Consider the following 16319-nt stretch of genomic DNA (forward strand, 5'->3'; position numbering starts at 1 on the left):
TCAGGGTTTTCCCTTTTTCCTGTCCTCCCGGCGTATCCCACGGATCTCGTCATCCGTGAAGCGTGTGTACGGAAGGTCGACTATTTGGTACTCGGTCACCCTGCCCTCGGAGTCGACGGTCCGGGGGCGCCCAGCCACGAACCCCGCGTTGCCATAGACCCCGATGATGCCGCGATCGTCCATTTCGGCCGAGGTGCTAAACCCAAGTTCATTCCTCGCAAAATAGGATACGTTCTCCGGATAGCCGTGTTGGAAATTTCTGCTCGGGCGACCAATTGAAGCCAAGTATTCCTTGGCGAATTCACCACTACCGACCCAACAGGCGATATGCGCAAACGAGCCGCCCGGGTTTGAGTTATAAACTTCTTGGAAAACCCAGGAAGCGCGCTGGACGTCAGCGAAGCTTTCACCACCCACCGTCACCGGGTATTCATCGGTCAACTTCCGTAAACCACCGTCAGTGGCCATGCTCCACGCCCCCGGCGGCAAGGTCATCGCGGCTCTATCAGGCTCACCATGGTAATCGAGGAGTGACGGGCCCCGGCCTCTATTCATCCTGAACAGGTAGTCCGTCGCCCACGGCGCTTCCACCTGAGCCCCGCGACGCATCTTTAAGAACGCTTCACAGGCAGACTCACCCGGCATGGTTCGCACAACCTTGTCGATCTGTGGAATCCGACCCGCGAAACCGCGCGCCATGGCCTCGCCATCCTGGCCAGTCACAAATGAGACGCCAATGACAGCTGCGTAATATGCCCCCACATGATCCTTACGCCAACCATAAATACGTTGCTGATAGGGAGTCCGGGCATCGAAATAGATCTTCTGAGTGCCCGCGAACCCGGCTACCCACCCGGGAGGCGGTTCGACACGGATCCGCGGACCGCTTGTCGGCGACGGAATGTCGTTGCCGTAGTCTCCCTGCCCATAGTGCTGGGACTGCGAGGAACTCTGGAAGGGCTCCCCTTGCGGCGGCCCCCACTGCGACTGCTGCGGCGGCGCCCACTGCGACTGCTGCGGCGACCCCCACTGCGACTCCGCCCAGCCCTGGGACTGCGGGAAGGCGAAATTCCCTTGGTCACCATCCGACTGACCCTGCGCTTGAGCAGAATTCAGTTCGGCGTCGTATGCCCGCCTCCGATCTGGGTCGATCAGCGTCTCATACGCTGCTCCGACGCTCTTGAAATTTGCTGCCGCCTCCTCCCGCTTTTCTTCGGGGTTCTTGTCCGGGTGGTACTTCAAGGCCAGTTTCCGGTACGCCTGCTTGATAAGTTCCGCATCGGCAGACTGGTCGACGCCAAGGCGCTGGTAAAGATTCGCCGAATCCGGCTTCGCATCCGAGATGTTCCACCCCGGCCCCGCCGGCTGCGGCTCCGCCTCCGGCTGCTGCTGCTGCGGCTGCGGCTGCGCCTCCTGGCCCTCCGGCCGCAGCGAGAACTTCTCCCCGGAACCCGGCCCTCCATACGGAGCCCGAGGCCGATCACCACCCGTCGCTCCCGACCCCGCCGAAGGCCCCGGCTCCGGACGAACCGGCCCCTTACCCTTCCCCGAAGGGTCCTCGGCCTGCTGCGGCTTCACCGGCTCCGGCCCCGCCTCGGGCTCCACCTTCGACTCGGACTGCTGCGACGACTGGTCCTCGACCCGAGCGATATCGCGTAGCTCCTCATCGTTGAACCGCGTGCGTACGTTGTCGAAAGTACTAAACGGGTATTTCTCCACCTTCGTATTTACGTTGAAGAGCGCACCGATGCTTCCAGCCGGGACGCTCCGCGTCTCCCGGGTGCGCTCGTACGTCACCCAACCCTTGTTGTCCGGAACACCGATACGAAAACCCTCGCTGATCTCCGCCTTGGTCCGAGGTGCGTGTACCGTTGCACGTTTTATCGTCCGGCCCACGATCGGCTCCTCAAGCATCAATCGGGTCAGCTCCCGAGCAAAGTTTCTCATGACCGAAGCCGATTTCGAGCTGCTGTCGGCAGCAATCCGGACACCGGAGACGAGGAGGAGCACCTCCGGTGGATCATTCCGCGATCCCGCTCGACCGAGGAGGTTCCGATACGCATCCCGAAAAGACTTGGAACCGTGCACCATCCGCGCTGCCGAGCCCGCATCGAGGTACGCCGTCTTCTCTTTGCGGGGATCCCACATCTCGAACTCGTTACGGTCCGGGTCGAGGTGCAGCGACGTCACGATCACATCGTTGAACCCCAGGGGCACCAGTCTTGCCGGGTTGGCCAAGCCGGCTTCCGCATGGGTGACCGTTTCCCCAGGAGCGGTACGGAGAACTTGGCCAGTAGTGTGCAGTTCGTCCACCACCCTTCGCAGATTCATGGTCAGGCCACTCTTGGTGTTGTGCAGTCCGAATCCGGCAGTCCCGCGACGCTCGCCCTGGCGGAGGACAAAAGTACTACGCCCCTCAGTACTCTGCACCTCGCCCGGTTCCATGGGTATCTTCCGACCCTTGTGATCCGTGCGTAAAAGCGAAGCGTTCCCTCGCGGCATGCCAACCTCGAGGTTCGGGTCCAACGGCACGCCGGCCATCGGCGTCGAACCCAAATCCGCCAGCGGAATGTAGCCATGCACATTGTGCGGCCCGATCTCCGGAACCACACCCCCATGCACATCCGCCGACATCAAACGCGGACGACCAGCACCATCCACCGACCGCCGAACCAACACCACATGCCCCACCGAAGCACCCTCCTCCAGAAGAACAACCCCACCCCACACCACACCCTCATACCCAGGCACCACACCCCCAGCACCACCCAAATGCGCCACCACCTGCTCATGCTTCGCCTCCACCATAACCGCCTCCGACACACCCAACTCCACCGCCAACCACGACAACGGCTGCGGCCCACCCGAGGCAGCAGGAATCGCATCACCCACACTCCACACGTAACCCGAACGATTACGCTTCAACGTCCGCACCGCCGCCACCAACGACTGCGGACAATTCGCGCTATGCCCCTCCACCCCAGCCACATGCCGCGGAGCATTCACCCCCCACAACTCCGGAAAACGCCCCAAAAACTCCACATTCTCCGGAGCAAGAAAAAGATCCAGCCTCTCCGGCGGATTCTGCGCATACCCAGCCAACCGCGCCGCCAAACCGCGGCGACCCTCCTCAAGGATCGCATTATAGTCCTGCCGATCCAGAACAACAAATTCCGTATAAGCGTCCGGCGGTTCATTCCGCACATCACGGACCAACTTCTCAGCAAAGTCCTCGTCGTCCAGAACAGATTCCGTATCAGTGTCCAACGCCTCAGCATCCCCGTCACCGATACCAAGCCGCGCAACCAAATCCTCCGCAGTATCCGAATCAAGCACAACCCGCCCCACCCGGAAGGATCCAGTCGCCGGCACCTCGGGATTGTGGGGCCCAGGCTCAAACGGAAGCTCCACACTATCCCGCATCTCACGCAAATACTCCCGGGCAACCCGAGCAACCTGATCCCTGGCATCCTCCAGGTCGATGCCGTACCGCTCAGCCAGCTTTTCCGGCGAAGTCCACTCACCCTGCTCCAGCGCATCCCAAGCCTCCACTCGTGCTGTAGTGAGGCTATTTCTAGGCGCACCTTCCAACAGCTCAGCTATGCGCGTGTCAATTCCGAAATAGAGGCTCATTGATTCAGCGGGGTACATCCGGCTAGTTCCGAGAATGGCCGCTTTGTGCTTCATACGGCGGGCCCAGCCAAGGGTCTGGCCGAATCGTGCGACCACCTCGTCGTCAGCCAGAGCGGACCTGCTCAGCCAATTTTTGATCCGGTATTCCATCCAAAGGTCTTTGGCGGAATCCTGCAGGTACCCGATTGCGGCCAGCTCGATCTGTGCGAGAGCCCGGGACTCGTCCACTCCATACTTCGCGGCCAATCGGGCGACCGTGTAAGGGTCGCGCCGGATCGCCGCGTCCCGCACGTCCGCCCGCATGACGGCATCAATACGTCGATCCACCACCTCAAGACCGACCCCATACCGCCGGGCCACCGACGCCACATCAACCGACTCCCCACGACCACGCGCCGCCCACACCTCCCCCAACACCACAGCCACCACAGCCTCCTCAGCCACAGCAACATCAACACCAAACTCCACCGCAAGCCCCTCAACACCATGCGGCGACCCACCACGCACCAGATCCTGCATCACCACCGAAAGCTGATCAGCACACCACGCCTCAGTCATCCCATACTTCGCCGCAAGCTCCGCAACCGTAAACGGCTCCCCACGACCAACCCCGGCCAGCACATCAGCCCGCACGGCCTCCGCCACCAACTCCGACACCCGCTTGGGAGGCACCGCACCAAACTGTCCTCCCAGCCCCGAGTGGAGGTGCACCCCCAAGTGCCTCCGCCCGGCGGCACCCTCGCGAAGCATAAAACCGACGATCGCGGTCTCGATCCGCTTGATCCCCCAATCCGAATCCTTTCCGTACATCTCGCCGAGAACGTCCGGTGTGATCGGATCGACGTGCTTCGGCCAGTCCATGGCCGTCAGCTCCGCGGCGGTGTCGATCAGGACGCCGACTTCCTCGGCGCCGATCCCCAGGTCTTTGACGATTGCGTCGACCGAGAGCCTGCGCGAAGCCCGGCCAGACACCAGAGCGTGGACCAGGACCGCCCCCACATCGAAAAGTGCCCGCTCGCGCGAAAGACCAGTTCGTTTCATCACCTCGTGAAGGTGCGAATCTTGGCCTAAAGACTCGCGAAGGTGCGGATCTTGGCCTAAAGACAGGTCCCCGGTCCTGCCAACGCCTAGCGTGAGAATCCGGTTGCGCACGGCTCGTACAGCCGCGAGGTGATCCGGAGCATTTTCGGGACGGAGATGGAACTCGACCGTCTTGCCGCTGATGCCGTACCGCTCGGCCATCTGGGCAGTGGTGAACCGACCACTCTGCGCATCCGCACGCACCTGCTCACCGATCAGATCGGATGCCCACCTCCGGCTTTTGCCGTATCGCCTGCCCAGCTTCTCGGGGCTGTGGGGACCGTCCGTCGTACTGATCTCGGCCATCGCAGCGGCCTTGATCTCGTACTCGGCCACCACCTCCATGACTGCGAAATCCCGGGCGAGTTCGGCCGCGGTGAAGGGAGGCTGGTCCGGGTCCGGGTGCTTGCTTGCGCGCTCCCGCACCGTGGCGACAATCGCAGCGCTGATCGCTTTCCGGGCTGTCTCCCGCCTGAGATTCGCTGGCACGCCATCCAGCCCCTCGTCGGCAAGCAAGTTGAGGGGGAGGGGTGCGTCGTTCTCCGCAGCGCGACGGACAATAGGAATGAGAGCGGCTACTAACTGCTTAATAGCCGCCTCGACCTGAGGCTGTGCCTGCTCACGGGAAGCCCCGGCCCGAGACCCCGGTGCAGAAGTTTCGGCGGAATTCCGGTGGCGCCCCAGCATTCGATTGACCAAGCCGCGACCGGGTGCCCCGACCTCGAGGTCCGGGTTCAGCGGCTCGCCGTCCATCGGCGTCGAACCCAAATCCGCCAGCGGAATGTAGCCATGCACATTGTGCGGCCCGATCTCCGGAACCACACCCCTATGCACATCCGCCGGCGTCAGAACCGTACGACCAGCACCATCCACCGCCCGCCGCACCAACACCACATGCCCCACCGAAGCACCCTCCTCCAGAAGAACAACCCCACCCCACACCACACCCTCATACCCAGGCACCACACCCCCAGCACCACCCAAATGCGCCACCACCTGATTATGCTTCGCCTCCACCATAACCGCCTCCGTCACACCCAACTCCACCGCCAACCACGACAACGGCTGCGGCCCACCCGAGGCAGCAGGAATCGCATCACCCACACTCCACACGTAACCCGAACGATTACGCTTCAACGTCCGCACCGCCGCCACCAACGACTGCGGACAATTCGCGTTATGCCCCTCCACCCCAGCCACATGCCGCGGAGCATTCACCCTCCACAACTCCGGAAAACGCCCCAAAAACTCCACATTCTCCGGAGCAAGAAAAAGATCCAGCCTTTCCGGCGGATTCTGCGCATACCCAGCCAACCGCGCCGCCAAACCTACGCGGCCCTCCTCAAGGTTCGCATTATAGTCCTGCTCATCCAGAACAAATTCCGTATAAGCGTCCGGCGGTTCATTCCGCACCTCACGGACCAACTTCTCAGCAAGGTTCGTAATATAGTCCTCGTCGTCCAGATCAGATTCCGTATCAGTGTCCAGCGGCTCATCCACCTCATGACGGCCCAACGCCTCAGCATCCCCGTCACCGATACCAAGCCGCGCAACCAAATCCTCCGCAGTATCCGAATCAATCACACCCCGCCCCACCCGGAAGAATGCAAGCGCCGGAGCCTCGGGATCGTGGGGCCCCGGCTCAAACGGAAGCTCCATACTTCCCCGCGCCACACGCAAATACTCACGAGCAACCCGAGCAACCTGATCCCTGGCATCCTCCAGGTCGATGTCGTACCGCTCAGCCAGCTTCGCCGACGTGATGGGCTCACCTAGCCCGAGAGCGTCCCAAGCGTCCATTCGCGCTGCGGCATGAATGACTTCAGCCGACCACCGCTCGACATCACCAGGCCCCCACGCCGTCACCTCGGCGGGGGTATCCGGCCGCCGCTGCGGATAGGGTTTGAACAGGTCAAACAGCTGCTGCCTGGTATAAGGCTGAGAGCGCATTGCCGCCTCGCGCACGAGGGGCAGAATGGCTTCCTTTGTCACATAAGGAATGTCATCCGTGTTGATCGCGTAACGGTCTTGAGCGTATTCGTAGGTGATCGGCCGACCCGTACGCCCCACTGCCCTGATGGCTTCGGCAGCAGCCCTACGCTTGATACCCAGAGACCACGCATCACCCTGTCCGAACCGCTCGGTCACCTGAGCCGTCGTCAAGCCGTCCCCTGCCCGTGCCGCATCGTGCACATGCGCCAGTGCGGCGGCCTCGATCTGCGCGAGAGCCCGGGACTCGTCCACCTCATACTTCTCGGCCAATTGGGCGACTGTGTAAGGGTCGCGCCGGATCGCCGCGTCACGCACGTCCGCCCGCATAACGGCATCAATACGCCGATCCACCACCTCACGACCGATCCCATACCGCCGGGCAACCGACGCCACATCAACCGACTCCTCACGAGCACGCGCAGCCCGCACCTCCCCCAACACCACAGCAACCACAGCCTCCTCAGCCACAGCAACATCAACACCGAACTCCGCCGCAAGCACACCAACACCACGCGGCCCACCATCCACCACCCCCGCACGCACCACACCCTGCATCACCACCGAAATCTGATCAGCACACCACGCCTCCGGCATCCCATACTTCGCCGCAAGCTCCGCAACCGTAAACGGCTCCCCACGACCAACCCCCACCCGCACATCAGCCCGCACGGCCTCCGCCACCAGCTCCGGACGCCGCACGTCCCTTAGCCCCAACCTCCTGGTCGAGAGGGTCACGTGCAGGTGTTCGGCCACGTGCTTCCCACCCACGGCGGCTTTACGAAGAAGTTGCTGAACAATCGCGGACTCCATCCGCTTGCTGCCCCACGCTGAATCCTTGCGGTACTCCGCGCCGAGGCTTTCCGGGGTGGGCGGATTACGCACCAGCGCCCTCTTCAGAATCTCGAATTCAGCCTCGGTGTCGATCAGAACCTCGGCTTCCGCCAGCCGGATTCCGAACTTCTCGGCGAGCTCTGCCGCGGAATTTTGCCGGCCGAATCGATTGTTGATCAGGTTCTCCGCTACCACGAAGAGCGCCTGATCACGCGGGAGTCCCGTTTGACTCATCACGACGTCAAGGCGCGGCGGAGTTCCCGGTTCGATGTCAAGAGCCCCGATCTCACCGCCACCCTTGGTCGGCTTGAGGATGCCTCCCGCCTTCAGCGATTTTTCGGTGAGGATCCAGTCTCGTACCGTGCGCACGTCGGCCAAGCCGTCCGGATCGTTCTCGGTACGAATATGGAACTCGACCGCGCGAGGGCTGATACCGAACCGCTCGGCCAGCGCGTCAATGGTGAACCGACTGGCGTCGGTACGCACCTGCTTCCCGATAAGCTCGAACGCCCGCCGCCGGCTCAGGCCGTACTGAACGGCCAAACCATCCGGACTGTGCTTGACACGCGGGACCTGGAGTTTAGCCAGCGCGGCGGACTCGATCTCGTGCTTGGCCTCCATGATGCTGATGCCGAATCCGTCGGCGAGACCACGGACAGTATAAGGATCGCGGCTACGCACGCGCTCCTCCACCGCGGCGTGCGCTGCGGCACGGATCGCCTTCCGCGCCGTCTCCCGGCTGAGACCACGCTCTTCGACCAACTTGTCCACGGTGTAAGGCCGCTCCTCCTTCGCGGCGTTCCGGATCTCGGCCAGCACTTCCGTGCCGACCTGATCGGTCGTGCCCCCTGCTTCCGCACCGATCAGCTCGGGTCGATCCGCCAGGATCCCGCGATCACGAGACAGCGGGGCTCGCATGCCGCCGGACGTCCGGCGTGGGTTGCTCCCGCCCGCACCGACCGGGAGGTTCGGGTCCAGCGGCTTGCCGACCATCGGCGTCGAACCAAAACCCGGAATCGGGAAATAGCCAAGCACACTACGCGGCACGATCTTCGGAACCACACCCCGATGCGCATCCGCCGGCATCAAACTCGGACGACCAGCCTCATCCACCGACCGCCGAACCAACACCACATGCCCCACCGGAGCACCCTGCTCCCAAAGAACAACCCCACCCCACACCACACCCTCATACCCAGGCACCACACCCCCAGCACCACCCAAATGCTCCACCACCTGATCATGCTTCGCCTCCACCATAACCGCCTCCGACACACTCAACTGCTCCGCCAACCACCCCAACCGCTGCGGCCCACCCGACTCAGCAAGAATCGCATCACCCACCTGACCCGAACGATTACGATCCAACGTCCGCACCGCCGCCACCAACGACTGCGGACAATTCCACTCATGCCCCGACTCCCCAGCCACATACTTCGGAGCGTTCACTCCCCACAACTCCGGAAAAAGCTCCCCAAACTGCACATTCTCCCGAGAAAGAACGATCCCGCTTTTATCGGTCACTCGCTGCATCTGATCCCGTTCGAACTCCATTTGAGTATCGAACATCGGCTCGTCATCAGAACCCGTCGAGAGTTCCTCCACCTTTCGGATATATCGCCTTGCCTCAGCTAGGCTGATATAGAAGCGCGCAGTCAAATCATTCGGACTGCAATTACCCCCGGCACGCCAGGCCGCGCTCGCATATTCCTGAGCAGCAGCAGCTATGTGGTCCGAAGCTTCACTCGGGGTAATGCCGTGGCGCTGGGCAAGCAGCTCCACTGAAAGAGGAGGATTATTATTCTCAGCGCTCGCCAACAGGTCCTCATGGACAAAAGCATCAATCTGCTGACGCGCCTGCCGGAGCGCCTCTTTTCGCTTCTCGGCGGACAGGTCGGCCAGATCCCCCCGTTGCAGTCGAGCCAGGTCCTCAACAGAGAACGGCGCCCCTTCCACGACAGCCCATCGCAGATCCTCTTCCGCGACAGACCTGGAACTATCTACACCAGCCCACGTGTTCAGGTACCGCCCAATACGATCAACTCGCGGTTCTTCCTCATACAAAGCGGCCCGCCTGTACTCAGCCTTGACAGCCGCTTTGCCATACCAAGCGGCCCGCCTGTGCTCGACCTCGACAACCGCCTTGTATTCGTTTTTGTATCGATCCTCAGTAATCCCAAAACGATCTTTAAGGAATCCGAGAAAGGTTTCCGGATTTTTTTGGTTTCCCATCTTCTGTGCGTAAACTACTATTGATTCGCGCACATTTGCATCGATCTGCTTGCCAGCCCATTCAATGCTCTTTCCGTGCCTTTTCGCCAACTCCTCCTCAGCGATCGCATTGCGGCGCGCCCGTCCAAGGATATCGCTTCTCGCGGCCTGGGTGATCGCCTTTTCCGCGCTTGCGACGCTGATGCCGAACAGGGCGGACAGTTCCTCCGCGGTAAGTGGGTCCCCGGCCTTGGCACTCCTCTTGGCGGCCTCTTTCGCAGCCCGCGTTCCGACCTCTTCGAGCGCGGGCGCATGCAGCATCAGGGCACGCGCCCGCTCGGTTCCCAAGCCGAACTCCCGGTCCAGCCGCTCGATGGTGTAGGGCCGCCGAGCCCCTATCGCCTCGATCACCGCACCATGCGCCACCACGTTGATCTGAAGCTCCGCCCACTCCACGGGCCGATCAAATCCCCGCGCCAGCTCGTCCGCACTCAACGTTTCCTTGTTGGCTACCGCCGCACGAACCGCGGCCCGTGCCCGCAACTCCGCCTCCCCCGCAGGTTGCATACGCGTGCCCTCGACATCAACCCGGCTCAAACCGCTGACATGAATCAGCTGTGCGGAGACTTCGGGTTCCGACGGATCTTCCCGCAGCGCCGCTTCCGTCAGGATCGGCGTGCGAGCCCGCTCACGCGGCACGCGGTACCGTTTGCCCATTTCGCGGACGGGGTAGGGCTGACCGCCGTACCTGACCGCGTCGCGCGCGTCCGCCAACATGGCCGCGAACACAACTTCATTGATCCACTCGGCATCACTTTCCTGATTGAGGTCCCGGCCGTACCGGGCGGCCAGCTCTTGGTCGGTGTGCGGTCGTCCGCGATCGGCTGACTCACGCAGGTCCGCGACAGCCGCGGCCTGCTCCAGGCGGAACAGCTGATCAAAGCCGATGCCGTAGGCGGCACTCACATCCAGCTTCGCATCCGCGTCACCGCGGGCCTCCCGCAGTTTCTCCATCGCCGCGGCTTCGACTACACGGTGCACCTGCTGCTTGTCGATCCCGTGTTTGATCGACAGCTCGTCGAGGACAGTCTCGTCGACACCACCGTCCGCAGCGGCCGCGCGCACGTCCTGGGCGACCTTGTCCAGCACCAGGCCGAACGCGTGCTCCTTGCTCACCCCGGGGATGGCCAGCAGCTCACTCGCACGCACCGGCCCAGCCGTGGCAGGTGCGCCGACCAGCAGTTCCACCGGCAACTTCTCATGGCCGGCCATCGGGGTCGTACCGAGGTCCGGCAACGGCCGATAGCCACGCACATTGTGCGGCCCCACATCCGGAACAATCCCTCGGTGCGGATCCAGATACTGGACCGGCCGCGTCCCCTCGCGCCCGGGACCGTCCGGCGCGCGCTCCACCATCACAGCGTGCACCTTGCCGTCCCGGCCCTCGATGTACACCTCACCCAAAGCACCCGGGATATGGTTCGACAGGTGCGCCTCGACCTCCTCGAAGGTCGCCACCACCGCCTCCGAGCGCTGCTCGTTTTCCAAGCGGTGCTCGTTGTTCGCTTCCCCGATCGTCATCGGCTTACCGCCGCGTGCCGGCACCGTAACGCCCGCCGACCGATCACCGGACAGAATGTTGCGCCTCGTCCGCCCGGCAGCGATCACCGACTGCTCGCAGTTCTCGGTATGCCCCTCGACCCGCCCAGCGAACTTCTCGCCGTTAACCCCCCAAAACTCCGGAAAACGCTCTTGAAACTCCTTCTGCCGACGCGCCGGCCCATCGGATGCGCCCGGGTCGGCCAGGCCCCGCCCGGTGACCAGTTGATGGGACAGCTGGCGGGCGGCGTCTTCGTCGCCATCGAGCAGGCGGTGCGCGACCAGCGCCGTGATCTCTCCGTCCCGTGGGCGCGGCCCGGACCCCGGCAGTTCGCCCCGCGCTGCCTGGACGATGTTCGTCGCCCGTGAGACGACCGCCTGGTGGGCCTCCTCCGAGAGCTTGCCAAGCCGTTTCCGCGCGGACGACACCAGTTCGTCCCATCGCGGAGAACCCGGTGGCACCGTTTCGTCGACACTCAGCGACGGTGCCGGCGGGGCGGCGTTCTTCACACCCGAATCAGCCGAATCGGATCCCGGTGCCTTCGTCGTGACGGCGTTGTCGTCCGGGCCACGCTCACCCGGATCGCGAAGCTTCGGTGCCTCCTCGCCGGTTCCCGTCCCCGGCACGCGCAGGCCGAGTTCCTCCAGCCCCCTGCGGTCCACTTCGAGCGTGATCGGGTTGTCGCGGCCGGTGTGAATCGTCCGGTTCCACCCGAGCCACCGAGCCTTCTTCCCCCGGTAGATCGGCGTGATCGACCAGCGGGGAGTGACCTCCACCTCGTATCGGGCCTCCGCCGGTTCTCCGCCGGGCCCTTCCAGCTTCCGTTCGGTCGACGCGGAGTTGTCGTGCCGGACAGTGCGGTCCACGACCGTCCGCACGAGTTCGGCGACGCCGCCGCCCGGGCGCTGGGCCACGTCATCGACCGGTGCCCCGCGAAGGTCGTGCTGCTCCACCGACTGCAGCATGCCGTGGCGGGTCAGATTGGAGGACACGGTCTGCTTCTCCGTGGCGGAGCGGTCCAACGGACCGTCCTTGACCGGACCGATCAGCTTGATATCCGCGAAGTCCACTCCGATTCGCATTTCCTTCAGGGGGGAGCCCTTGGGAAACTTGATTACATCGCGGTTCCTGGTCAGCGCTTTGAGGACATGCAGCGGACCACGGTGGAGTCCGGTCGCGGCGAAGACCTTATCTATCGACCTGGGTGGCATCGCAGGCCGGTTCGGCATGAGGGGCGCCGAACCGCTCTCGTTCCGGAAGCGGCCCGTGAACAGCTCCCGCAGTACCTCGTCCCGTTTTTCCGCGTCGAAGGGGTGGACGTTGACATACGCGACCGTACGTCCCTCGTCGTCCAAAGCGAAACCGTATTCGGTGCGCTTCCTGGTCTGCGGGTACTGCCACAACCCTTCGCCCCTCGCGAGCGGCGGGGCCGAGCGGTCGCCCTCCCGGACGACCAGGTTCTCGTCCACAGTGGTTCGGATGCTCTGCGGAAGGGTGAAGTGCTCTTCCCATGGGTCGGCGAACTGGTGTGGCTCGACCGACGGCAAAACTTTCCCCACCAACTTGGTGTAGGTGCCGGCAGCCGACAGTGGATACACATAGATGGTGAATTCGCCGTGCTGCACGAACTCGAGGTGCTTGCGCTGCTCGGTCATGGCAGAGATGGTGTCGGTGATCTCCTGAGCCGTGCTGGTCTCCCGGCTCTGCTCCATCTCGGCCTTCGCCGCGAACAGGTTGAGATTGCCCGCGCTGTCGCTCTTGTTATAGGCGTGGCCACCGGCGGCGAGTTCCAGGACGGCGGTGACGGCCTTTTTGCCCGAAGAGCCCCAACTCACCTCGACGTCCTGTTTCAGACCGCGCTTTTCGACGCTGCCATGGTAAGTGCTCTCGCCCAGCTTTCCGCGTATTACCACCAGCTGCTCGACCCGACCGACGGGAGTCAGGGCGAAGCGCAGGATCGAGACACCACCGTTGATCGCCTCAAGCAACAGCATGTCGGCCGCATTGGTGGTCAGGTCCGGCTTCAGCACATTCTTGTAGAGGCCGTCATTGATCTGGTCGAACCACTTGAGCGACACCGGTTCCTGGCTGTCTCCACGTGGCACGTAAATTATCTGGTTGGCCCAGTCGGCCGCGCGCTTGACCGGGCTGTTCTCGTTCTCCGCCTGGACCCGCGCACCTTGGTGCCTGGACCACTCGGTGAGCCGCCGCATGACCTCTTCGCCGAATTCCCGCCGCGCCTTGGTATCGGCGAACGACACGGACCCCGTGCCATGACCCACGTTCCGCGGAGGTCGCAACGCAGCGGTCTCCGCGGCCCCCGACGACTCGCCGCCGACGCTTTCCTGGCGGTCTTCGGGCGAAGTTTCGGCGTCCTGGGCCTCCTGGCCGGGCGGATTCTTCTCGCGGTACCGAGCGGCCTCTTCCGGGTTCAGCTTGGCCAGGTCCTCGGGCGGCAGCCCTTTGAGGAGGTGAGCCTCGCTGGCCTTCATCACCCAGACTTCTCCGCGAGGGTCGTGGATCCACATCCGCTTCGCGTGCACGGTGCCGTCGTGCTGACCGCCGAACGAATCGTTCCATCGGCGGCTCTCCTTGATGGACAAGTCAGCGAGCACATGGGTACTGACCAGGATTGCGGCTTCACGGGAAGTGGGTTTCTCCTCGCGCCGCCCGCCGGTCTGTGCCCTCTTTTCCCACACTTGCGTGAACTTCGCGATGATCGCGGCCATGCGCCCGGCAAGAAGCCACGGCGGGATGGCTTGCTCGAAGTCTCCTACCGAAAGCTTGACGGTGGCGCCCACACCCTTGGTCGGGCCGTCGACGAGGGTGTCGGCGCCGTGGGTCACTTCGCTGAAGTCGTAGTCCTCGATACGGTCGATGATCCGGGGATCGGCTCGCTCGACCGACAGTTCCACGTCCGCGTTCCGTTCCCGGTTGCCGAAAAGCCCACCGGTGTTGCGCGTCGTAAGCTTGATGTGGTCCCAGGTCGTCAGTGCCATCCGCCGAAGCGGGTGGAAGAAGACTTCCAGTCCGTCCAGCGCACCGTCGTGCTCGCCCGCGGAGTGCGATCCACCGTCGTCGGCGACCAGGAGAACACGGTCGTGGTGCTTGTCGATCGGCTTCGCCTCGCGACCGATGAGCGGAAACTTGAGCCAGGCCTTCCAGCGAGCCTGGCGGGGCAGATTGAGCATCTTCGCGGCAGTGCTTATGCCGTTCGGCAACGGCCGGAACACCACCAGCTCGGCGCTCGGCGGCAGATCGGTCTGTCGCAGCACCGGCTTGGGCACATCGTCGTTGTTCCAGGCCGGCTCGGCTTCCTCCGAAATCCGCGACTCGGCGGCCAGCCGGTCCGCTGTTGTGCGGTACCCGGTGGGGAGGCCGGGCACGGCCACCAGGAGGGACCCCGGGATACCGCTGTCGTCGGCGCCGGTGTCCAGGTTCAGCCACTCGTGCGCGGGCTTGGGCTTACCCCAACGGCCGCCGCTACTGACCTGGTACCGGCCCGGATACCTGAAATAGTGTACGTCGTTCTTACTGCTCAGCGTGGACTTGTTGCCACGTTCCTTTTCTCGCGCGTCGCTGTGACCGGTCCGCCTCTTGACGGAGACCTCCGCACTCGGCCATACCGACTGCTTATCGGCATAACCACCGCCGACGATGCCGGCAGTGAGGTAACGGGACTCCTCCACGTCCGACACCTGGGACCGGCCGAGGTCGTGCAGGTGCTCAAGTCGCTCGCCCTTGTCGCTACCGAGGTAGCTGGCCTGCTGCCGGTTCTCGACAAAGCGCACGAACAGGTCCTTCACCCCGCGGTAGTTCCCGCCGAGCGGTATCCGGATCCCGTCACCGCCGTTGCGGATTTCCCTGGCGGTGATCCCCTTCCTGAGGTGATCGGCGATCTTCTGCTTGAGCTTGGGCAGCGCCGACGCGTCCGGATAACGCAACAGCCGCTTGGGCCAGGAGCCCGCCCTGCCGCCGATCACCCCCTCCGCGTTGAGCCGGTGCAACAGCAGCTCGGTCAGGTGCTCGATATCCGCTTCCGCGAGCATCACCTTCGCGTCCAGCCGGTACGGCGCCTGGTGCCGGTTGGTGTCCGCCGGGTCGTCGGCCTCCGGTGTGCCCTGTTCCGGTGCGGGTTCTTGCCTTTCGGAACTCTGACGGGAATCCGATGGGTCCGGGACCTCTTCCCTGGCGGATTCGGCAGGCCGGTCTCGAGGTTCGGCAGCGGGTTCCCCCGTATGGTTCTCGATCGCCCAGTGAGGCAGGCTTGCCGTCACCGGACTCCGCCGAGGCTGGAACCGGACTCCGTCGGACGGCTCGTCCTGGCCGTCCGGGCTCCGCCGGGGCTGGGAACCCTCCTCCCACGAACGCATCGAGCCGGGCCCGCTGCCCAGCGCGCTGGCGCGCACGGCGGACAGGAACCGGTCCCGCTCGGCCGCGGACAGCGGGTGGTCGTCCGCGGATCGGACGCCGAAGGTGGAATGATCGGTGAGCGGCCGGTACTTCCCGTCCGCGGATCGCTCCTCGACCACCCCTTCGCCGGTCACGCGGTAGCGATCCCCCGCGGGCATTCCCCTGTGGAACTCGGTGAGCCGTTCCGCGAACCGGCTTTCCAGGCGTTCGAGCCCGCCGGGCAGGTCCGCCAACCGGGGGTCTCCGACGTCGGGCAGAACGGGCTTGAAGTGGCCGACCAGGCCGATCTTGTCCGCCGGCGCGCCCAGCAGCACGTCGGCCTCGTCGATGAGCTTGTCGGGGATCTCGGCGGGGCGAGGCATCGTCTCGCCGCCGGCGATCCAGCGCGCCGCAAGCGGAGGAGCGGGCCGCACGTCGACCACTACGCCATGCCGGTCCACCAGGGACTGCAACCCGCTCTGCGCGGCCTCGGTGAGGCCGAGCTTGTCCCGCAGGTCTTGTGGGGTCGGGTCATCCGACCGGCCACGCAGGAACATGGTTGCCTTGCTCGGCAGCCGGA

1 protein-coding gene (cut by a window edge) is annotated in these 16319 nt (G+C 64.0%); it reads right to left on the reverse strand.

Going from position 1 to position 16319, the window contains the following annotated elements:
• Positions 1–16319: the 3' portion of a DnaJ domain-containing protein gene (locus tag ACFW0G_RS34385; protein ID WP_378329646.1), read on the reverse strand. 11797 nt of this gene lie beyond the right edge of the window; the window shows 16319 of its 28116 coding nt (coding positions 11798–28116); its start codon lies off the right edge, out of view; the stop codon is at positions 1–3.

It is taken from the genome of Amycolatopsis sp. NPDC058986 (assembly GCF_042741125.1).
Classification (GTDB): Bacteria; Actinomycetota; Actinomycetes; order Mycobacteriales; family Pseudonocardiaceae; genus Amycolatopsis.